The organism is Vibrio casei (assembly GCF_002218025.2).
Classification (GTDB): Bacteria; Pseudomonadota; Gammaproteobacteria; order Enterobacterales; family Vibrionaceae; genus Vibrio; species Vibrio casei.
This window is the reverse complement of record NZ_AP018681.1, coordinates 203,184-226,189: the sequence shown is the minus strand read 5'-3', so window position 1 is coordinate 226,189 and position 23,006 is coordinate 203,184. Positions and strand designations below refer to the sequence as shown.

The 23,006-nt window shown below is 40.3% G+C and carries 18 protein-coding genes; 7 read left to right on the top strand and 11 right to left on the bottom strand.

Going from position 1 to position 23,006, the window contains the following annotated elements; all coding sequences use genetic code 11:
• Positions 1-441: 441 nt before the first annotated feature.
• Together VCASEI_RS13915 and VCASEI_RS13910 are read left to right on the top strand one after the other, a co-directional pair.
• Complete coding sequence (locus tag VCASEI_RS13915) at positions 442-3,294, top strand: FAD-binding and (Fe-S)-binding domain-containing protein (protein WP_089110466.1); 2,853 nt, start codon at positions 442-444, stop codon at positions 3,292-3,294.
• Positions 3,294-4,184: a MurR/RpiR family transcriptional regulator gene (locus VCASEI_RS13910; protein ID WP_086963028.1), complete on the top strand. Its 891-nt coding sequence runs from the start codon at positions 3,294-3,296 to the stop codon at positions 4,182-4,184. Before VCASEI_RS13915 ends, VCASEI_RS13910 begins: the two co-directional genes overlap by 1 nt.
• A gap of 90 nt (positions 4,185-4,274) precedes the next feature.
• On the opposite strand, the gene VCASEI_RS13905 is transcribed toward VCASEI_RS13910, so the two are convergent.
• Genes VCASEI_RS13905 through dcuC form a run of 3 tightly spaced genes read right to left on the bottom strand, consistent with a single transcriptional unit; the run spans position 4,275 to position 8,681 of the window.
• Entirely contained in the window at positions 4,275-5,957 is a 1,683-nt protein-coding gene (locus tag VCASEI_RS13905; RefSeq protein ID WP_086963030.1) for an NAD-dependent malic enzyme, read from the bottom strand.
• Entirely contained in the window at positions 5,954-7,318 is a 1,365-nt protein-coding gene (locus VCASEI_RS13900; protein ID WP_226983441.1) for a class-II fumarase/aspartase family protein, read from the bottom strand. Before VCASEI_RS13900 ends, VCASEI_RS13905 begins: the two co-directional genes overlap by 4 nt.
• Before the next feature lie 4 nt (positions 7,319-7,322).
• The gene (dcuC, locus tag VCASEI_RS13895) at positions 7,323-8,681 is read right to left on the bottom strand and encodes a C4-dicarboxylate transporter DcuC (protein ID WP_089110467.1); all 1,359 of its coding nucleotides are present in this window, start codon (positions 8,679-8,681) and stop codon (positions 7,323-7,325) included.
• 405 nt (positions 8,682-9,086) lie between these two features.
• Between dcuC and VCASEI_RS13890 the strand changes: the two genes are divergently transcribed.
• Positions 9,087-10,118 carry a porin gene (locus VCASEI_RS13890; RefSeq protein ID WP_197709604.1) on the top strand — a complete coding sequence of 344 codons (1,032 nt, stop codon included), beginning with the start codon at positions 9,087-9,089 and terminating at the stop codon, positions 10,116-10,118.
• Positions 10,119-10,127: 9 nt separating this feature from the next.
• Positions 10,128-10,901 (top strand): SGNH/GDSL hydrolase family protein, encoded by a 774-nt coding sequence (locus VCASEI_RS13885; protein WP_086963034.1) that lies wholly within the window; start codon positions 10,128-10,130, stop codon positions 10,899-10,901.
• Positions 10,902-10,981: 80 nt separating this feature from the next.
• On the opposite strand, the gene VCASEI_RS19790 is transcribed toward VCASEI_RS13885, so the two are convergent.
• From VCASEI_RS19790 to VCASEI_RS13860, 6 genes are all read right to left on the bottom strand, one after another.
• Positions 10,982-11,113 carry a hypothetical protein gene (locus VCASEI_RS19790; protein WP_258954858.1) on the bottom strand — a complete coding sequence of 44 codons (132 nt, stop codon included), beginning with the start codon at positions 11,111-11,113 and terminating at the stop codon, positions 10,982-10,984.
• A 184-nt stretch (positions 11,114-11,297) separates the two neighbouring features.
• Positions 11,298-13,457 carry a carbohydrate-binding protein gene (locus tag VCASEI_RS13880; RefSeq protein ID WP_374701014.1) on the bottom strand — a complete coding sequence of 720 codons (2,160 nt, stop codon included), beginning with the start codon at positions 13,455-13,457 and terminating at the stop codon, positions 11,298-11,300.
• Positions 13,458-13,630: 173 nt separating this feature from the next.
• Entirely contained in the window at positions 13,631-15,241 is a 1,611-nt protein-coding gene (locus tag VCASEI_RS13875) for a glycoside hydrolase family 3 N-terminal domain-containing protein (RefSeq protein ID WP_086963085.1), read from the bottom strand.
• A 32-nt stretch (positions 15,242-15,273) separates the two neighbouring features.
• The gene (locus VCASEI_RS13870; RefSeq protein ID WP_086963036.1) at positions 15,274-16,266 is read right to left on the bottom strand and encodes an ABC transporter permease; all 993 of its coding nucleotides are present in this window, start codon (positions 16,264-16,266) and stop codon (positions 15,274-15,276) included.
• A gap of 12 nt (positions 16,267-16,278) precedes the next feature.
• Positions 16,279-17,766, bottom strand: coding sequence for a sugar ABC transporter ATP-binding protein (locus tag VCASEI_RS13865; protein WP_086963038.1), 1,488 nt, complete (start codon positions 17,764-17,766; stop codon positions 16,279-16,281).
• A 131-nt stretch (positions 17,767-17,897) separates the two neighbouring features.
• Positions 17,898-18,980 carry a substrate-binding domain-containing protein gene (locus VCASEI_RS13860; RefSeq protein ID WP_086963040.1) on the bottom strand — a complete coding sequence of 361 codons (1,083 nt, stop codon included), beginning with the start codon at positions 18,978-18,980 and terminating at the stop codon, positions 17,898-17,900.
• A 284-nt stretch (positions 18,981-19,264) separates the two neighbouring features.
• Between VCASEI_RS13860 and VCASEI_RS13855 the strand changes: the two genes are divergently transcribed.
• From VCASEI_RS13855 to VCASEI_RS13850, 3 genes are all read left to right on the top strand, one after another.
• Complete coding sequence (locus VCASEI_RS13855) at positions 19,265-20,035, top strand: response regulator transcription factor (protein ID WP_394347160.1); 771 nt, start codon at positions 19,265-19,267, stop codon at positions 20,033-20,035.
• Positions 20,036-20,155: 120 nt separating this feature from the next.
• The gene (locus VCASEI_RS19570) at positions 20,156-20,311 is read left to right on the top strand and encodes a Rossmann-fold NAD(P)-binding domain-containing protein (RefSeq protein ID WP_197709603.1); all 156 of its coding nucleotides are present in this window, start codon (positions 20,156-20,158) and stop codon (positions 20,309-20,311) included.
• A complete protein-coding gene (locus VCASEI_RS13850) occupies positions 20,308-20,736 on the top strand; it encodes a Rossmann-fold NAD(P)-binding domain-containing protein (protein WP_197709602.1) in 429 nt (142 codons plus the stop codon). Before VCASEI_RS19570 ends, VCASEI_RS13850 begins: the two co-directional genes overlap by 4 nt.
• 420 nt (positions 20,737-21,156) lie before the next feature.
• Here the strand turns inward: VCASEI_RS13850 and VCASEI_RS19450 are convergent, their stop codons facing one another.
• Positions 21,157-21,693, bottom strand: a complete 537-nt coding sequence (locus tag VCASEI_RS19450; protein WP_162621072.1) for a cyclophilin-like fold protein — start codon at positions 21,691-21,693, stop codon at positions 21,157-21,159.
• 45 nt (positions 21,694-21,738) lie between these two features.
• Positions 21,739-22,938 (bottom strand): MFS transporter, encoded by a 1,200-nt coding sequence (locus VCASEI_RS13840; protein ID WP_086963045.1) that lies wholly within the window; start codon positions 22,936-22,938, stop codon positions 21,739-21,741.
• Positions 22,939-23,006 lie beyond the last annotated feature (68 nt).

The following is a 23,006-nucleotide window of genomic DNA, read 5'->3' as shown; positions in this document are numbered from 1 at the left end:
GTTCGTTCTGTGAGAATAGTTTATTTTTTTATTTAATTGAGTGATTTACGTTATATATCCATCTAAGTGCTCATAAAATGCGCAAAGCCGTAAGCGATCCCCCTAAATAATCCGTCATATCGCGAAAATGTGTCAGAAAATATAAAAGTTATCATGGTTAATTTTTGACTAATACAGCAAATTTTATGGCTATTTGTGTTTTCAAACGAGAGTAACTCTATACTAAGTATGCTTAAATGTGCCGACAAACTTTAGCTAACGACATATTATAAAAACGGAACAAAGCTGCATATTCAACCAAGCAGTGTATATACCCAAAGTAATTTGAGTGGCAGTGAAGCGACAAGTTAATGAACGCTGTCAGCTTCAAGTAAGAAGGGTATAGTCTTTGAAGCTAATATACTATCCTAATACACTGATAATAAATAAAAAGCAGGAAGCATGGACAATTACTCTCAACTCGAACACGCTTTTTCACAACGTATTCCACTTGACCGAATCATCACACAGCAAGACAAACGTCTCGCCTATGGTACGGATGCCAGTTTTTATCGGTTAGTGCCGAAAATCGTCTTAAGGCTTCAAGACCTTGAAGAAGTGCTATATGCCATGCGCTGCTGCCGAGAACACCAACTTCCCTTTACCTTTCGTGCTGCTGGTACTAGCCTTTCAGGACAAGCCGTTTCAGATTCAGTTTTAATCACCTTAACCGACGATTGGCGTACTTATAAAATCTATGACAGTGGCCAGAAAATCTCATTGCAACCGGGGGTTATCGGCGCCGATGCGAATAAATACCTCGCACCATTTCAGCGTAAAATCGGCCCAGATCCAGCGTCTATTAATGCCTGTAAAATTGGCGGTATTGCGGCAAATAACTCTAGCGGCATGTGCTGTGGAACTGCGCAAAACTCATATCAAACGTTAGACAGCATGAAAATAGTGTTTGCCGATGGGGCCATTTTAGATACCGGAAACCCTCAAAGTATTGAACGGTTCCAAACGACTCACGCTGATTTTATTAAACAAATTAGTTTGCTCAGTCAGGAAACCAAAAGTAATCACGATTTATCACATCTTATTCATCATAAATATCGATTAAAAAACACCACAGGTTACTCCATTAACGCCTTGGTGGACTTCAGCGATCCGATTCAAATTATCCAACACCTCATGATTGGTTCTGAAGGATCATTAGGTTTCATCGCCGAAATTACTTACCACACGGTCATAGAACATCAACATAAAGCATCGGCATTATTGGTGTTTTCGGATATAGAGCAAGCCAGTCAAGCCGTCACAATTCTATCAAACACCCCTATCGCTGCGGTTGAAATGATGGATGGTCGCTCATTACGTTCCGTTGCCAATAAACCCGGCATGCCAAACTTTATTAAACAATTGGATCTGGAAGCCGCGGCACTATTGATTGAATCTCATGCTACCGACCAAGAACAGTTAATGCACCAGTGTGAATTAATTTTAAGTCGATTAAGCGATTTCAATATTATGGAATCAGTCCCATTCACTTGCGATCCTGAAACCGTGACCGGTTTGTGGAATATCCGTAAAGGTTTATTCCCTGCCGTTGGCGCAGTAAGAGAAGCCGGCACTACAGTTATTATTGAAGATGTGGCTTTTCCCATTGAGCATTTAGCCCAAGGAGTACGAGAGCTACAACAACTCTTCGAAAAATACGATTACTCCGAAGGCATCATTTTCGGTCATGCGCTTGATGGCAATCTGCATTTTGTCTTCACTCAAGGGTTTGAAGCTCAAGCCGAAGTCGAACGTTATGGTCAGTTCATGGATGACGTGACTCAATTAGTGGCCGTAAAATATCAAGGCTCCCTTAAAGCTGAACACGGTACTGGGCGTAACATGGCGCCTTATGTCGAACTAGAATGGGGAAAAGAAGGGTATCGCTTAATGCAAAAGATTAAGCAATTATTTGATCCACAAGGTTTGCTCAATCCTGGGGTCATTATTAACGATAACCCACATGCCCACCTCAGTCATTTAAAGCCAATGCCCAAAGCTGATGACTTAGTCGATCGCTGTATTGAATGTGGTTTTTGTGAACCCGTTTGTCCTTCTCGAACACTGAGCTTATCGCCTCGACAACGCATTGTGCTGTACCGTGAATTACAGCAGCAAAAACGAGAGGGTAAAGACACCGTCCCAGAACTAGAAGAATTATTTAACTACCAAGGCGTTGAAACTTGCGCAGCAACCGGTTTGTGTGAACAGCGCTGCCCAGTTGGGATCAATACGGGCGATTTAGTTAAGAAACTGCGTGCAGACCAATTTACACAACATAAAGCACCTCTGATTGCACGCTGGACGAGTGATCATTTTTCAACGGCCACCGCCGCCGTGAAATATGGCTTAACCATTAACCATATTCTTACTCGGTTAGTCGGTCGGAATATCATGTCTCGCACGGCAAATGGTGTTCGTAACATTAGTCAGAATCGCACTCCGCTATGGTTACCTGAAATACCCAAAGCGAATACTCATAAATTACCAATGAACACCTTAAAACAAGCGGAACAAGATCGAGGGAAAATTGCCGATGTTCAACATAAGAAAGTGGTGTACTTTCCTTCTTGTGTAAGCCGAACGATGGGATCCAATACCGAATCATCATCCTTAACTGAAATTACTATGTCATTGCTCACCAAAGCAGGTTTCGACATTATTTTACCCAAAGATCTCAGTGAACAATGTTGTGGAATGCCTTATAAAAGCAAAGGATTGAATGACCTAGGGGATAAAAAATCACATCAACTAGAACAAACATTGTGGCAAGCCAGCCAACAAGGTTTATACCCAATATTGATCGACACCAGCCCCTGCGTGAAACAAAGTTTAACCCAATTTACCAAGCCACTTTCTTTGTTTGAGCCTTCAGAGTTTATTATGAAACATGCACTAAATCATCTTGAATTATCACCAATAAATGAAACGGTAATGCTACACATCACCTGTAGCTCTCGAACAATGGGCTTAGAAAACACTATGCTCGATCTTGCAAAACAGTGTGCTAAAAAAGTCATCGTGCCTGAGCATATTCAATGCTGTGGGTGGGCTGGAGACAAAGGCTTTAACACACCAGAATTAAATAAAGCCGCTTTACACCCTTTGAAAGACCAAGTCCCCACTCATTGCACAAGAGGTTTTAGTAACAGCTTAACCTGTGAAATAGGCTTATCGCACCACAGCGGCGTACCTTATCAATCAATTTTGTATTTGGTGAGTGAAGCCACCCAGTTACAGTCGGAAATGTACTAATGGCTCATATCAATCGATTGGATAAATCGGCTTACCAAACTCTGGTAGCAAGCATCACAGTACTGACCGAATCAGAACAAAATATGCACCACTATATTTTAAAGCACTTTGACGAGTTGCCCTATCACGGAATTGTCGATCTTGCTAATAATGCTCAAGTCAGTAAAGCCACCATTGGCCGTTTTCTTAATAAAATCGGTTTCACAGGATATAGCGCGTTTAAAGCGGCTCTGACAAATAGCCTTGCCGAAAATAAAATGACGGCGCCTATCGAGGTCTATCATTCAGGTAAAGAAAAACAACAAAACACACCTAAATTGATCTCCACATTTACCGATAACATTAACCATATTATCCAGCAATTTAATGACAGCTTGGACCAAAATAATCTAAATGAATTGATTAACTTAATTGCTGATAATAACAAGCGAATATTTACCGTTGGTCCATCGTCATCTGCGGCAATGGCGGTGCATTTTTCAACCTTAATTAAATATATTCGAAGCCAAGTCAACCTGTTAAGTGTTGATACTGGCGACTTACCTAAGCAATTGATTGATATTAATAAAAATGATGTCTTAGTGATTTTTTCTTATTATCGATTTAATAATGTGGTGATTGATATTGCCCGTTGGTTTAAAGACCATAATGCAAAAGTGGTGGTGATCACCAATTCGCACTCCAATCCTTATGGTAAATACAGTGATTTGAAATTTGTATTACCAAGTGATGCCCAAGCTATTTTCCATAGCCGAATGACCGGTTTTATGTTTGTTGAATTAATTTTACACTTGGCTTATGAGAAAATTGATGGGGAAGGAAATTTCGAAAAACTCGAACAATTATTTCAATTTTTTGGCACCTTTTCAGCGAATTCAACCACCAAATAGCCAAAAATCAAACCTCAACTAATAAAAAAAATCAAGGTAGGATTTCTACCTTGATTTTTTGGTTACTAGGTATCGTATGACATTACGACATTATGATGCGATTCGTTTATATTCTAAATATTGTGCCTGCCAAAACATGTCATTGAGTTTAGTTAAAATGCGCGTCTCGGTTCTCGGTTGAGCAACCCCATCTTCAATCGCTTTTTTCACCACCGCCAATGCAATGTGCTTGGACACACTTTGGATATCGTGCAATGACGGTAATAATAACTGCCCACCTTGATGCAAAGGAGATAATTCGGCTAATGCTTCACTTGCAACTTGCAACATGCCATCAGTCACTCGAGTCGATTCACTAACTAAAACACCTAAGCCTACTCCTGGGAATATATAGCTATTATTACATTGTGATATTGGATAGGTTTTACCTTGATATTGCACATCTTGGAAAGGGCTACCAGTTGCAACCATCGCCTTACCTTGTGACCACATAATAATATCCTGTGGTGTAGCCTCAACACGTGTGGTTGGATTCGATAACGGCATCACTATCGGTGCATTACAACCTTGGACCAGTTGCTCGATTATCTGTTGAGTAAACAAGCCGCTTACACCCGTGACACCGATTAACACATCTGGTTTTGCATGTTTCACCACATCCAATAGGCCAATTTTAGAGTGGTTTTGTTTAATATTCCACCTCTTTCTAATCGAAGAAGGCTGGGCAAGATTTTTCTGAAATGATAATAAATTCAACATCCCTTGCTCAATCATTCCCGAGCGATCAACCATGAACACCTGTGAACGAGCTTGTTGCTCTGGCAGCCCTTCCTTCACCATTTGTGCGATGATCGCCTCTGCAATACCACAACCTGCAGAACCCGCGCCAGCAAAGACGACTTTAAGATCCGTTAATGGTTTATGTGTGGCTTTAGCTGCAGAAAGTAAAGTGCCTACAGTAACGGATGCCGTACCTTGAATATCATCATTAAAACAGCACAATTTATCCTTATAGCGTTGCAGTAAAGGCATAGCATTGGTTTGAGCAAAATCTTCAAATTGAATCAAAGCGTTAGGCCAACGTTTTTTCAAAGCTGATAAACAGCGGTCGATAAATTGATAATATCGCTCACCGGTGACTCTGCCATGACGCCACCCCATATACAACGGGTCAGATAATAGATTAGCGTTATTAGTACCAACATCGATCATGATCGGCAGAGTATGTTCGGGATTAATCCCACCACATGCGGTATACAAAGCCAGCTTTCCTATCGGAATCCCCATCCCACCAATACCTTGATCGCCTAAGCCAAGAATCCGTTCTCCATCGGTTAACACAATCACTCTCACATCAGAATTTGGTGCATTATTGATGATTTCTTCTAATTCATCTTGATCTTCATAGCATAAAAATAAACCACGGTTACGTCGATAAATTTGCGAAAAATTTTCACATGCGTCACCCACCGTCGGGGTATAAATGATTGGCATTGTTTCTTCAATATGATCATGAATCAGCTTGTAATATAAGGTCTCATTAGTGTCTTGAATATTACGAATATAGATATGTTTATCCATGGTACTAGACATCGATGAAAATTGTTCATAAGCGCGATCAACTTGCTCTTGAATCGTTTCAATATTATGTGGCAATAATCCCATTAAATTAAAGTTGCGTCGCTCAGCAATTGAGAACGCACTACCTTTATTCAATAACGGCGTATTCAGTAACGTATTGCCCGCTTGTCTGATAAATAATGTCTTTGTCATCTATTTTTTACCTGTTCAAATTGAGCTAGAGCTTCTGAGATTAATTGTTGATTACAGCCCAAATAATTAAGTGGATCACACGCGACAGCGATTTCTTGCTTCGTCAGTGCTTGATTAATCGCGCGATCTTCACGGACAAGATCAATAAAACTTTGGCTACCATTCGCGTAGACCAAAACCTCTTTCATTAATTTATAGCCTTGATCGCGGCCAATTTTTTGTGCCAATACCATCATCATGGCTTCGGACATAATGAAATGGCGGGATGCGGAAAAATTCGCAAGCATTTGCTGTTTATTTACGACTAAATGACCAATCAAACGTTGCGCTCGCTCTAATGCTGTAGACACACACAATGCCGATTCTGGTACCAAACTCCAACTTAACACTCGCATTGAAGCGGATCGAAGATCTTGCTGATCCATCATATTGGGCGCGCTGCTGGCATACATCCATCCCATTCGTGACAAAGTTTGGATCATATTGCTCGCCCTTGGATTAGCTTTATGTGGCATGGTACTCGAACCGCCACCCGATTCACCTTCTCGCACTTCCGCAATAGAGGCACGTCCCATGGTTTCAACATCATTGGCAATTCGGCATAAACTGCCATGCACTAAAGCAAAAAACTGAATCACTTCTGCAACATGATCTAAGCTGCCATTATTTAACCCTTGTGGTTCATTAAGCTCTAAAGCAGCAAACAAAGCTTTCCTCACGACAAGCCCTTGCGTACCAATGGATGAGAAATTACCCACCGCCCCACCATATAAACCTGTAATGGCTCGTGGATAAATCTCATCCAAACGAGTCAGATGACGGCTTAACTCTGTCAGATAAGAACTGACTTGCAAGCCCCAGGTACTTGGTAGCGCATCCATTGAATTGGTACGCGCAACACACACAGTATCTTGATGTTCACTTGCCATCGCAGCCAGTTCATCACCTAAATCGACCAATTGTTTCCTAACCAAAATCAGGCTCGATTTTAAGCGCATTGCAAGACTCGTATCAAGAAGGTCTTGAGTCGTACATCCCCAATGCAAATACTGCTTAACCCAAGAGTTTCCATGGTCACAGATTTGATCAACTAGTGGCTTAATCGCCATCCCCACCGATTCAGTGTCTTGCGCAAGACGTTGCCAATCAGGTTTAAAGGTTTGGCAAGCCTCAGTGATTGCAGTTGCAGCTTCTTTAGGAATGATGCCTAAATCAGCCTGCACTTGGGCTATAGTGACTTCAAATTTCACCCATTCACGGATCAAATTTGCATCAGTCCAAATCGATTTCATTTCTTTTTGCGTAAACAATGAAGAATACAGCTGCGAATCAAATACGGAAGAATTATCACCCATCACCATCAAATTAAGCTCCAATAAATGTAACAATTAACACGGTTAACAGCCCGCCTACCATGGGAATAAAGGTTCTTTTCACAAGCTCTGTTGGTGGAATATTTGCTACGCCCGCACATGCGATAACCACACCGGCAACCGGAGAGAACGAGCGGAAAATTCCCGCTGATAACTGCATAGGAAGTGCAATAGCAGCCGTCGAAACGCCTACTTGCGTAGCAACATCTGGGGCAAGATTTGAAAAGCTATAAAAAGCGGCATTACCAGAACCAGACAAGAAGGTCGTTGCCCCAATCACCACCACCATCAATATCACCATTAACATAAAACCGAAACCCAAATGCGATGACAAACCAAGTAATCCCGAAATAAAACCAATCGCTTTTAAGCCCACAACAAAAGTTTGAGCCGCAATGATAAGCGACACGACACTTGAAAATACATCGCCCATACCTTGCAGGTATACTTTAAGTGAAGCGGCAACTTCTTTGCCTTTTCGGCTATAAATATAATCAAACAGCATTGCCACCGCTAATGAAATAAACATCGCAGTAACCACATCAATTTTAATCGAAGTAATGACGAATTTACTAAAGATAAGCAATAAGACCAAAGGTAAAATAGGCAATACCGCAAACCAAGTTGGTGCTTGTCGAACCGATATTTCTTTATTACTTAATTCATATTCAATGCCTTTCTCTGCATCTTTTTTATCGAAATATTTCTGAGCAAAAAAGTGCAAAGCGGCAATAACAAACGCCGTAATAACCCCAATAAAAAGTTGGTGTTCAATAAAATAAGATGCAGCATCAATACCGATCACTTCTGCCGCTTTATTGGCCGTTCCCGATGCGGGCCCTAAATCTAAACAAGCGGTTGTTGCCAGCACTGCAGCCACCGATGCTGGTGTACAACCAATGCCAACCAAGACCGGATACAAAGCAACCAAAAGTAACATCGCAAGGCCTACTGCACTTGGAATAAATACATTTAACCCTTGGCCAACTAAATAAGCGATAGCCAAAATGATGTAGGGGTTTTTTATATAAGATAGAGGTTTGGTGGTTAAACGCACCAAAGCATTGGCCGCGCCGATGTGTCCCATATATTTAGAAAAACCACCCACAGCCATGATAATTAAGCCTAATTTGGCCAAAGTTCCAGAAGTGATCTCCTTAATAGACATGAAAAAATCAACAAAAAAAGACCCCGATGTATGCCCACTAGGTGTAAAATCTTGATGACCCGCTAAAGCCCCCACCAACATCATCACCAAGCCAGCAGCAAATAATATTGCTTGAGTATTATATTTTTTAGTAATGAAATAACCGGCTCCGAAAACTATCGGTAGCGCCAATAATGCAACCATGCTCATTCTCTCTATGTTATTTTTATCGATTAGATAACGTCATATGCTTGGTATAGTATTTGCTCACACAGTGAAAACTATGAGAATTTCAAATTCCCACTTTGCTCTAGGTTGATTTACCTTCTTTCTTTGATCTCTTTCACACTTATCCCCGATTTCCTCCCCAAAACGCCCTTTCTCTATCACTCACAGTGAATTTATATACGCGGTTACCCCCATCCCCAAATAGACATTTTTTACCCGATGAATAGGATTTTAATCACAAAAGTCACTTCAATTGGATAAAGGATCACATTTCATTTAGGGAAAAATATATTCCCATCATCAATTTTCCACTACAAAGACATAATTATTGCAACTCAATACACCTTACTGATGAACCATACTAATAAAGAGAATAATGTTATGAATAAAACGCTTTTAATTGGAGCATTACTTACCGCCATGAGCAGTTCAAGTTATGCCATTGAGGTTTATAACGACACAGTTAACAGCCTCGATATTTACGGCCGAGCTGAAGGTCAAATCGCCACTGGTAAAGGGTCTTTCACTGGTGATGATACCGGCGCGAGAATGACTGGTCGTTTAGGATTTCTAATGGGAAGGCAGCTTTCTATCATTGAAAACACCCGCATCATTGGTAAATTTGAATGGCAATTAAGAACCGAAACCAATGATACTAAACTGGACGCTGGTGAAGATTTAGAAGCACGTTATAACTACATTGGATTTGATAATAAAACCTGGGGAGAACTCATCGTTGGTCGAACTAAAAACCCAATGTATCAAGTAATGAAAATAACCGATAAATATAAAAACTATACGCCAAATATCTATAACTATGGCATCTCATCAATTGATACTTCGTATACCTATAACCGCCAAGACAGCACTTTGCAATGGAATAGCCACATTGATAAGCATCAATTTCAAGTCGCTTATGTGATGGGTAATGGTGAAAATGGGCGTCTCGATTATGGCATCATGGGCAGCTACTACACTCATGTCAAAATCGATCAAGTCAAGATAACCCCCACCTTTGCAGCAAGCCAATTTAAGCGTAATGATGACAACACCGACACCACTCGTAAAGAGCACAACCAAGCTATGGCTGGGCTTGAAGTGGCATGGCAGCAATTCACATTCGGTGTCACAGCTGACTATACCAACATCAAACAAAATAATGGCGAAGATAAATACTTCGGTTTAGATTCCATTGCGTCTTATCAGTGGCAAAAATTCAAGCTGCTTGGCGGTTATAGCTTCTTAGAGGAACGCGACCAAGATATTTATGAAAAAGAAGATTGGAGAATTGAAGGGCAACTGACTCTCGCGAAAAAAACCTATTTATCTCTCACCTATGATAAAGAGCTTGCTGCCAGTAATAAAAAAACCAATAACGATGCCATCACACTTGGCCTACGTTACGACTTTTAAGGAATAATCATGAAACTATTTACTGTTATATCACTGCTTATCAGCCTAATGTGCCTAAGTTCAACTCAAACTTTTGCTGACACACTAATTGCACCAACCGCCAATGCTAAAATGTCTGGTAACAATAAAGTGGTCGCGCTTTATGGGAATTCTTTTACGCATTATAACAATAATCTAAATACACGCTTAAGAGATTTAACCCGTTCTTTATTACCGAATAAGGCCAAGGGATACAGTTACCGAGGTATTACCATTTCCAGTGGTCAATTAGGTTGGCACAAACAAAATTTGATCTTCCAAAATAGCCTAAAGCACTGGGATGTTGTGGTCTTTCAGGGAAATTCAATGGAGCCAATTTCCAAGAAAAAAGGCTCAAAAGAATACTTCCAAAAATCAGCCAAAGAGATGGCAGATATCGCACACAAAGCAGACTCAAAAGTGGTCTACCTAATGACTTGGGCGCCGAAAGCAAAACCTGAACTGACACAAAAATTGGCCAATGCTTATGTTGATATCGCGACACAAACCGGTGGTTATGTTGCTCCTGTCGGCCTCGCATTTGCAAACACATTACAACAATACCCAGAAATTAACCTTTACCATAGCGATGGCAAGCATCCGTCATTGGCTGGAACTTATTTAGCGGCATCGGTATTTTTTGCCACTTTGTATAATAAATCTCCCGTTGGTGGAGCTTTACCTGTGGATTCTGATATGACACCAGAAACCGCGGAAAAACTGCAAATAATCGCTTGGGAGACGGTGCAAAACTTTCAAAAATAATGAAGCAAAACGGCTAATCTGTTTAGGGGTTAACCGTTTTTATTAACCTTACTCCAGACAACAATATAGTGTGTACCTAGTTATTTATAGGTTTCCGCTGCTTTAGCTTTATTACCATCGGCCTTGTTGAGTACAACGTATATGATTTTCTGGATATGAGAAAGAGACGGTAAAGCTTCGGTGGCGAAATTATCAAACTCATTGGTCATCACTTTCTGCTCATTTGAGAAATACGCGCGGGGAAATAGTAGTATACTTCCCATCTTGTATTAGTCGAACCATGAGCATCAATCAATTTTGTATTTAGTGAGTGAAGCAGTAAGGTAAAGTGCTATCAATAAAAAAAGCCAATTCAATAAAGAGTTGGCTCATTAATAACTCATCATTCAATGTATTTTAGTTACACGTTTCTATAAACAACCATGGGCCACCTGAATTGGGCTGATTGTTATCTGTCCACCACTTAGCTTCATAAATGCTTCCTTGGTATAACACTTTATCTCCAGCAGTGTAAACCTGACCATTAACCCAGACTGTAGGGCAAGTACTGGATTCTCCCTGCTCAAAGCTCACAACCAAAGTTTGGTTACTCGAAAGATTGGTGAATGTATAACTATTACTAATCGCTTGAGACACTCCGTTAATAGATACGGAACTTACCGTAAAGCCAGCCTCGGGGATAAAGTTTACCGTAAAATCTTCTCCTCCTTTGGCCGATATCACTCCTGATGAATCAGGTGCTGGAAAAATAACGCCACCAGCACCATTGACGCTAGCATTTACTTGGTAAAAAACGGGAATATCAATGGTTGCTTCAGAATAACTACCCGTGAATCCTGCGAAATTATTCGCCGATAAAGTCGTAACATCTGTTGCCATTAAAACCAACCGCTTAGCATTGCCTTGCGCATAAGGTTCTAACAGCGTCATCACAGTGCTACTACCTTCTTGAGTTAATTTAATAGAACTAAATGGAACGGATTCATTACTTGGCGTAGTAATTGCCGTTTTCGACACATCAAAATGATTAACAATTAATTCAACATTCCATCCCCAATTCACACTATTAATTGGAACAATATAACCTAACCGGTTATATCCTCCCGTCACATTAGAAAACATTTCCGGGGTAATATCAGCTAATGTTAAACCAACCAATTCATAAGATGCGTAAATACCACCATCCTCTGCCTGAGGACCAATCACAATCGAGTTCGTCGTTTCATAAGCTTTCAAATGCTTGAAACCAATCCCAGAGGAACCTTCTATTTTATCTACTGCAGGATCAAAGTCCGTGACGACTTGCTTTCCCGAGTTCCAAGCTAAAACATAAGTATCTGACTTAACAATTACTTTTGTTGGATCCGCTTGGACATCTACCGCGTTTATCCCTGTCAAAATAACAGTCTGTCCTGAAAACTGTAATTCCGTAGCACCAGATACGGATGAAATGGTTAAATCTCCAAGAGGATCAAGTGATTGCCACCCTTGTAAAACAATAAGATCATTCCCTACAGTAAAGTCTGTCACCGTTGTAATAGAAGATATTGATTCATTTAATAAAATCTTATCCTTGCCACCACCTGTAATAACAGTGTCGTTACCTTGTCCAGAGGTAAGTACTTCATCATAAGGTGAACCTTCTATAACATCATCTGCTGGGGTATCAAAAATGGTATTAAACCCACCGAATTTGTCTACATATGTAGTGATACAAGTACCTAGTTCATCACACGTAATCTGATCATTCGTCAGTAAAGCAGCCGTTCCCCACGCACCTCGTAAATGAGCGGCAGCTAAAATACCAGACATGGTTGCATGAACGGTAATTGGATTACCATTCTCATCAGTACCCGGCCAACTTTTCGCTAGTGCTTGCCCCCACGTCATATTTGCATCATCTAGCAATTTACTAATAACTTTAACATTAAAATGCATTGCATCACGCATCACCAATTCTTGCTTTTCGGGTAAACGTAAATCTGCCAATGAATTCACACCATTTTTACCAACAAACGTCCCTTGCCAGCGGTTATTATCTGTCACATACACTTGATTTCCACCGGAACCCTCTATTTCTGCTAATGCTTCGGTTTTACAACCAATCCAAGTGGAATCAGGCACAAACATATAAAAACTATCGTAAGGCTTTCCATCAATATTAACGACTTGTGGGCTGTAATATCCGGAATCAATTAATACCGCTTCTCCTAATTGATAACCTATGAACCCCCAAGCATTCATTGAGTTATATTGCATTTGGCGAAACATCTCAGGGTCATTTGGAGTAAGGGGGTTATAAAGACTATCGACTCCTAATTTCGCAAAAAATTGATTCACAGTTGTTGGTTCAGAAATCATAGTTCCAGTGGAACAATCTCGAACCAAACGTCCCGGTTCAGTTACTTCAGCATAAGTAAAAACAGGGGTGTCTAAGTTAGCAGAATAAAAATTGGCCATAGCTGGGTTAATACCCGATTCAAAGTCACGTAAAGAATCTAAAAACCCTTGAACCCCCGTAGTGGTGGCACCAGCTTGTCCACTTAAAATAATCATTGTCAAAAGTGACAATGTTTTTTTCCTAGTACTTAAAATCATGCTTATTTCCTTAGTTTTTTAGAGGTTTCTTTATTGTTTCTCCCAACCACGAAATACTAGGAGGCCTTCAATAATTCATTGAATCATTGAATCATTGAAATTCTGTTTATAAGTTAAAACGAAGCTTAGCTTTAGCTCACTAATTTCACCGCATGACCTTTAACAGCAGCAAGTTCTCCAGCCAGTACTTTCGCTGCAGCAATGGCTGATTCAGGTCGTGGTGAATGAGAGCATAAATAGTGATGAACATGAGGGTAATGCAAAAGATCATACGGGCTGCGTAATCCAACGACGATTAGCTGTTCAAAGTCTTGGCTTAGTTGTTGCACCAATTGTTGGGCTTGAATTTGATCAAAGTCTTCACCCGGTAATGGGTGGTTTTCCGTCACCACAACTAAGTAATGATCCTGAGTATCACTAGGAAGAGTATCTAAACTAACGGGCTGCCACTTAAGGGATGTATTCGATAGCGATTGAGTAAAGATTTCATAAGCCGATTGTGACTGATTTGGGCCAATGCCACGGGGATTAATCAAATTATGGTAACTTTCTGGTGGCGTCGCATTCATAACATAAAGCTGCTTATCTTGAAGATCACCCCCTCCACGTATCCAGCTCACACCAGATTCAGCTGACTGTAGAGCTATTTGTTGATGATGTTGAAGATCGATATTTTGATATAAAGAAATTGGAAGTAGCTTTTCTAACTTAAATAATATGACTCTCAATAGCGCTTGATCTATTACATATTCTGAAAGTTCACCGGTTTGAACTGCATCAATCAACCCATGTATCATCGCTAACTGTTTATCAATATAGGCATCACTATGATCATAATGCTCTTCTGAAAGCATTAGCATGGTTATTCCCGCTTTGATTGCTTTAATCGCCGCTTCTACCGGAGAATAGTGATTCATGATAGCCCCCATATTCATGCTATCTGAAATAATAATTCCTTCAAATCCCATGTCTTGACGCAAGACTTGCTGCAAAATGGTGGGGGATAAAGTGGCAGGATTTACCGCATCAAGTTGCGGGTAAAGAATGTGGCTAGTCATGATGAGATCAACCCCAGAGTCGATCGCAGCTTGAAAAGGCATTAAGTCATTGGCTTTTAACTGTGCATATGATTTATTTACTTGTGGAATTTCTCTGTGGGTATCGGCATGAGTATCACCATGCCCTGGGAAATGCTTGGCACAAGCAATGATTTTTCCTTGATGTAATCCCTGTACTGCCGCGGCTGAATGCAAGCTGACTTTATCCGGTTGGTCACCAAACGAACGAGTATCAATAATGGGCGATTGTGGGTTAAAGTTCACATCGCAACATGGGCCTAAAATGCAATTGAAACCGGCAAAACGCATTTCATCCGCCATCAATTGATACATATTTTCTGTATTCTCGGCCATATCGTTAACCCCAAGTGCAAGGTTCCCCGGCCCTGTCGTCGACTCTCCAACTAACACACCCCATGCACCTTCTTGATCAACCCCTAACAATAAGGGTAATCGCTGATTCTCATTGAGAATACTTGTTAATTCTTGATTTAATTTCTGAGCTTCAGTAAACGTTTCAGCATTATCTTGGCTTAGATAACACCCTCCTAAATTATATTCCTCAATCATCTGTCGAGCGGTTTCTGCTGATTTCCCAGGAAAAGCTAAAATAAATAACTGACCAATTTTTTCTTTTATTGACCAAGTTGAAATCAGCTCTCGCGCTTGTTGTTCCATCATAATTTTCGTCCTATTATCCATCATAGTTTCATACATTATTTTTTACGCAACTGACGGATTTGTCCCATCGTAAAGGTGACCGCAACAATCACGATAATGCCCCGCAAGATCAATTGCTGATCAACATTTAATCCCATAAGTAATAATCCGTTATTGACCATTCCCATGATCAACGCTCCAATTACCGACCCAACGACTGTGCCACGACCACCAAATAAATTCGTGCCACCAATGATCACCGCGGCAATCACCAGCATCAGATCATTTTCACCTAAGGTATAACGAGCACTGTATAAACGGCCGGAATACAAAATGCCTGCCAAAGCAGCTAAAAATCCATTCAGCATCAATACATACAATTTAATTCGGTTGATATTAATGCCGGAATACATGGCTGATACTTTATTTCCTCCCGTGGCTAATACATGTTTGCCAAAGGTAGTATTACGCAAAATAAAGGCACCAATAACCGTCACCAACAACGCCCAAACAAATAGAATGGAAAAAGGGCCAATATCCCCAGAACCGAAGATAAAAGTGTAAGTATCATTATCAATTGGAATCGATTGAAGCGAGGTAGACCAACGGGCTATACCAGTAATGATCCCTGTCGTACCAAGCGTTACTAAAAAGGATGGAATACCGACTTGAGTTACGAAGATGCCATTAATGAAACCAACCATTGTACCCACAGCAAGCGCTGCAGATACCGCGAGTAAAATACTATCGGTTTCTTGTAAGGTTAATGCCGACACAATCGCAGCAAGCGCGACAGTGGCACCGAAAGACAAATCAATTTCAGCAGCGCTGAGCACAAATGTCATTCCTACCGCCATGATAGCTATAGTCGCGGTTTGACGAGCAATGTTCATCAAATTGACCGACGATAGAAATCCTTTGTCGTGTAACATAATGGAAAAAAAGGCAAAAATACCAATAAAAACAAGGTAGATAATATAGTCTCGCCATTGTATTTTTGGTGCATTTGATTTGGGGGCTTTTGGTGTCACCAGTGTTTCATCATTCATCATAAATTCCTTTTATTGCACCGCAGCAAGAAGCTCTTCTTCTGTCATTCGTTGCCCACTATAATGGTTAACGATTCTGCCTTTATTAACGACATAAATAACATCACAAAAACTGCCTACTTCAGCATACTCACTGGAGACAAAAATGACTCCATTTCCTTGAGCAACATATTGATTCACTATTTTCATGATTTCGTATTTAGCATTGATATCAATTCCGAAGGTTGGATCGTCCAATAATAAGATTTTGGCGTCGGTAGATAAGCACTTACCTATCACCACTTTTTGCTGATTTCCCCCGGATAAAAAACGCACCGACTGAGAAGCGCCCGTGGTCTTTACACCCAATTTTTTGATGGTATTTTCAACCATCATTTGTCCTTTCGATTTGTCTAAAACCATTGATCGGGATATCCGATCAAAAGAAGCCATCAGCACGTTGTCTTCCACTGAAAAGTCCAATACCAAACCTTGAGAACGACGATCTTCCGGTACCATGTTGATACCCGTTTCGATAGCATGTCGAGGTGATGATATTTTCACTTCTTTGCCATTAACTAAGAGCGTGCCTTTGGTTAATGGTGTTAACCCATAAATAGCTTCTAAAATTTCAGTACGACCACTTCCTAACAATCCGGCTAAACCCACCACTTGTCCTGGCATAACGGTTAAAGACACATCATCCAACTCAGCAGTGCTAATATTTTGAAGTTCTAATAATGGCGTGTGAGACGGCTGAGTTAATGCTTGTCTTTCCCACGTTAAATTAGTGCTGGTTTTATTACCGAGCATGGCTTCAACCAACTCATCGATAGTCGTATCCTTGGTCTGGATTTCTAATACGGTATAGCCGTCTCTTAGTACCGTGACGGCATCACAAATCCTCATAATGTCACTGAGGTAATGCGTAATATAAATAATAGAAATTCCTTTCTCTTTCAAAGTTGAGATCACCTTAAATAGATCATTTATTTCATTATTAGAAAGTGATGCTGTCGGTTCATCTAATACTAAAATTTTAGCGTTCATCGCCAGTGCCTTAGCAATTTCGATAAACTGTTGCTCACCAACACTTAATGTCTCGACTTTTTGGCTTGGGGAAATGTCCACATCTAACATGTCGAGAAAGGGTTGCGCCTGTTTCATTCTTTCTCGATTAGAAATTAAGACCGATTTTTTCGATTGCTCGGTTAAAAAAATATTATCTGCCACGCTCAAACTCGAAATTAGGCTTAAATCTTGATAAACCATCGATATCCCTTCCAGCTGAGCTTGTTTAGGGCTAGAAAACTGACTGGCTTTTCCAAAGACTTTAATCTCGCCACCATCACGTTGATGGTACCCGTTGATCAGTTTGACTAAGGTTGACTTTCCCGCTCCATTTTGTCCGACCAAGGCATGTACTTCACCTGCTTTAAGCGTAAAGTTCACGTCTTTTAAAACTGGATTACCATCAAATCCTTTCTTAATTTTTCTGGCTTCGATTGCTAGAATCTCCATGCCTTAATCCCTATTGAATTCATTGAGCTCAATACAGCCTTTCATCATAAAGAACTGTATTGTCCTTAGTGAGTTAACATTTCTCCGTTTATCGCTCGCTGTTAACTGGTGCTTTACTTACCCTAGCGTTACTACTGATCCAATGCTTTTATGACTGATTTAGGTGCTTCACGGCGTAATGATTTTTGCCATGCACTAGCAAGGTTATCCCTTGTCACGCCACTTGCACTCACGGTCACAAATGCTGGGGTATCAACGCCTAACTTAGATAGAGCGCCCATACGAGCCAGCGTTTTCCCAAGGTCATAAGGTAAATCAGTAACAATGCCTGCAACATTACGTCCTTTGGCCATATCCAACGCATTCGCAGCACCTAAATCCATGGTGACCACTTTAATATCTTTGCGTCCTGCTGCTCGTGTTGCTGACACCACTCCTTCTGCAATGCTATCCCACGGCGCGTAAATCGCATTGATATCTGGATATTGAGTAATTAAGGCAGAGGCAATCGCTTCGCCATCATTAGCATTAGCAATACCGCGTTTCGCGACAATTTCTATATTGGGGTAATGATTTTTCAGGCTAGTCAGCACTGCTTTATCACGTTGATTGGTTACATAGTAGCTAGCATCATGATAAATAAAACCAACCTTTCCTTGTGGTCCTACAGCATTCGCAATCAAATCAGCTGCAATTTTTCCCATTTCAAATAAATCATCCGTCACAATACCGGCATAATCTTTACCGTGTACAAACCCTGTTGGTAAATTACTGATCAAGACTAATTTGCTGCCCTGCTGTACCGCGGGCCTGAACGCCGCCGCCCCAGAAACAGGATCGACCACTAAAGCAATTAAAATGTCTGGTTTCATTGCCATAATGGTTTCAACATCAGTTTTTTGTTTATTTGCATCAAACTCGGCGTCGGTGACTGCCACAACCTTAATATTCAGACTGCTAAAAAGGTCTTTAGCACCAGCAATTAAAGCATTCGACCAATCCGAAGTACTGTGCATCAAAATGGCGGCTGTGTAGTTTTTTGTCTTTACCTGATCTTGCTGATCTTGAGTCAATGACACTTGCGTATAAGGAGTCGCTTGCTCTCCATTTGGCCCTTTCGTTTCATCATTAGCCTGCACAGATAGCGAGTAACCAATAACAAATAACGACAGCAGAACAACTCGATTCTTATATAATATTTTAAACATACTCATTTCCTTATTAGGTATTATATGAGCATAAATATAGGTATTATATGGGTGTTTTGCGAATGTATTTTTTTGACCTAACTCGCATATTATTAAAACCTGCTCATTTAATGGGCAAAATACTGTGTAAATCCAAACAGGAAAGCCCACCTCCTAAGATAAGGCTGAGTAACCAAAATTAAGAACTTGTTATTTCATAGGTATTTATAGGTGTTAAATAGGTAAAATAAAGATATTATTAATAGATTATTTATAGGCCAAATTAAATGTTCAGGATGAAGGAGGGTATATTGTCACAGCTATCATCAGAGACTTATCGTAAGTTACTGTCTCATCATGCCATTTATTTTATTGCCTTTGATCAAAGTGAAAGTGTCATTGACAGTAACTATCCAGTGACTAACCTCACCTTAAATAAATTAGATGATCTAATTTTCTTAATTGGTCAGCACAATCTAGAACGGGTTCGTAGCTTTATGCTTCATCCTTCTACTGACACCCATTTTTCCGTTGCCAACCTCAAGTTTGAAATGATTTATCTGCAAGATGATACTGAACAAGTAATGTATTGTTTAGCTATCCAATTGCTTGATGCTGTCCAATCTGAAACCAAGCTGTCTGCTATCGAACACGATTATACAATTTTCAATGAATTAGCTAATTCTTTGACCATCTTATCCACCGCTTCCGAAAATCATTTTCCAGAACATTTACAACAAGAAATAAAACAGACTCACCTGCCAGAAGTTGAAAAGCGCTTACATCAAATACAAGATCCTATGCTCAAAATGTGTTTAGAAATAGTCAAATCCAATATGGAAAACCTGCTGCACGATAACTCAACAATGAATAGCGCTTTACTACAAGTATTAACCCCCTCTGAATTGCAGGTTGCTGAATTTATTCGCGGTGGAATGTCGAGTCAAGAAATCGCTAACACATTGAATATTGCTAAGAAAACAGTAGAAAATCATAGGAATAGCTTAAGAAACAAACTAGGCATTACCAATCGAAGTGTTAATTTGAAAAATTATTTGTTGAGCCTAGAAAAAATAAATTAATCGCACAGAGACGATGGTTTACATGAATAAACGAGCCATTTCTCTATTATCCCCGTTTATGACTTACCTATTGCTCGTGATTTTATAACCGATCTTTTGGACTCGAAGAAGGGAAGCAATATGAAATTATTAATCATTGGCGCAACCGGTTTAGTGGGGCGTCGGGTTTTACAACGTGCTTTAGCTGAGCCTCAAATTACGTCAATTATAGCTCCAACTCGTCGAGCGCTGACCGCACACCCTAAGTTAATGTCCCCTATTGAGTCGATGCTGTGATTTGCACATTAGGCACCACGATTAAAGATTCAGGGTCGAAAGCCGCATTTAAACGTGTCGATCATGACTATCCATTAATGGTGGCAAACCTCACACATCAATATGGCGCTTCCACTTATGTGCTCAATTCAGCTATTGGTGCTAACGAAAATTCAAAGATATTTTATAACCAAGTGAAGGGAGAATTAGAGCGCGATTTACAAGCGATTGGGTTTAACTCACTCACTTTGGTTCAACCCGGTTTAATCGGTGGAAAGCGTGATGAATTTCGGTTGGACGAGCAGATACTGGCGATAACATTAACTGTCTTCAACCCAATACTGCCCAAACGATGGCGCATAAGCCCGGCCGACAACATTGCAAAAGCCTTATTGGATTCGGTAATAGACTCTAAATCCGGTTGTCATTATATTGGATCTGAGTAATTGGCGGAGTAAGGTTTAAAACTTGTTTTTGCCCTGACCTGTCATTCAGGATAGCGACGAAGGAGCGTAGTTCAGAATCTCCTAATAAAATATGTTGCTAACTATTTTATGCCCCAAAATGATTTGTGATAAAACGAACTTAATTTTCTTTATCGCAAATTAGCCTTAATTAATCTTATCCGAATGGACTAACTGCAATCGATTATTCAGTGTTGTTTGGACTTCCCATAGTTAGCTGACATATTTCTGTAGTGACAAATTTGTGGGGTATTTTTGATAAATATGAATGAATTTCATGTTTATTAAGCAAAATAGGCTTTAAATTATGAACAGTGCTCATTGATATAGAATTGCTCTATTTTCGTTATTACTTTCCTAAAAGTTTATTATCACTTGGGTGAACAATTTTTCTGACAGCCTTTAGTTTTTAGAAAACATTACGCTTACATTATTTTGTCCAAGTATCTGTTGTAACTGGCTGGGATCCTCGATATGGCCAATACGAGTGTATGAATATGAGGTATCAAAATCCTTATAGAAGACAACTATAGTTCGATTACCCCACAACATGATATCGCCATTATGAATACGTTTTGGGCGATGTTCATCAGTTGATATTGATTTCGGCAGTTGGGCGTGCTTTTCATTATTATTAAGGTCATCCATGTTGAGAGTAAATGGTAACATGGCTGAAAATTCACTCGCTGCCGGTGTGTTGATTAAGTTGGCTTTGAAACGATGATTTCCAATGGTAATCCACATATACGAACGCTCCGATTGAGTTACGGCATTATTCCCTGCGATTGGATCTGTTACTAACTGGGCAGCATAGCTGCTACTCAGTGCTAAGCATAACAGCAATAATAGGCTAGCCAGTTTGATCAACGTTAAGCGCAGCCTAGGCACTATTATGCCTAAGGTACTTACTTTGTCGGTGCTAACAGCAAAATTATTCATAATAGTGGCCCCATTAATTTTATTATTTCGATAAACGAGTAGATTTTATTGTGCTTGTAGGCGTGATGCTTGCAATGCGAGAAAAGCACCAATTAACAATACAGTCGCGCTGGCAATAAAAGTGCTTTGGTAGCCATCAGCATCAAATAGTAGCCCTCCTACGGTAGAGCCTAACGCGATGGACATTTGGACAACTGCAACCATCAAGCCACCTCCGGCTTCAGCATTATCTGGTATCGCTTTTGCGACCCAAGTCCACCATGCTACGGGAGCGGCAGTGGCGAACAATCCCCATAAAGAAAGTAGTATTGCTACGATGAACACATTACTTCCTAATGGGATTAAGGCTATAGCAATCATAGCCATAAGAATGGGAATACCGATCAGCAAACCGTATAACGTTTTTTTGAGAAATGAACTGATGATGAATGTGCCAATAAGCCCTGAAAACCCAATAGCAAGTAATAGCAGAGACAATGTAGAGACGCTGGTATGTGTTACTGTTTCAAGGAAAGGTCTCAAGTAAGTAAATAGAGCAAACTGTCCCATAAAAAAAGCGCCACAGCCTGCCATACCAAGGGCTACGGTACGGTTTTTTAGTATCTTGAGAATATTTCGAGAACTCGATGTGTTTGTCTCCGTTTCCATAGTAGGTAAGGTCAACCATTGCCATATTAAGGTGATTAGCGCAATAGGAATTATCGCTAGAAAAGCACCACGCCACCCAATAATAGACCCTAAATAACTGCCTAATGGTGCAGCAATGACCGTTGCCATCGCATTACCACCATTAAAAATGGCGAGAGCTTTAGGTACTTTTTCAGGTGGCACTAATCGAATGGCCATTGCCGCAGACATTGACCAGAATCCACCAATGACCACGCCGATGAGCCCACGTCCCAACATATAAGCTATGTAATTTGGTGCTAAAGCTACCATGGCCCCAGATATTCCCATCAAGAAAGTGAGTGTTAATAGTAATTTCTTACGGTCAATGGTACCGATAAAAGTAGGCAGTAATAGGCTGGTCAGTACAGCAAAGATGCCAGAGATTGCAATGCCTTGGCCTGCCATTCCTTCCGTTATCTGTAAGTCGTTTGCAATTAGTGTTAGTAAACTAACAGGCATAAATTCGGACGCGATAAGTGTGAATACACATAAAGACATGGCAAATACGCCACTCCAATGAGCTGTATTCTCAGTCAGCTCAGAAGATGAGCCATCATAGGTCGTCGTTGATTTCATAAGTTCGTTTATTTTGCCTTTATTTTATAGAAGTACCTCATGTGATTAAACAACACACGTGGTTTCAA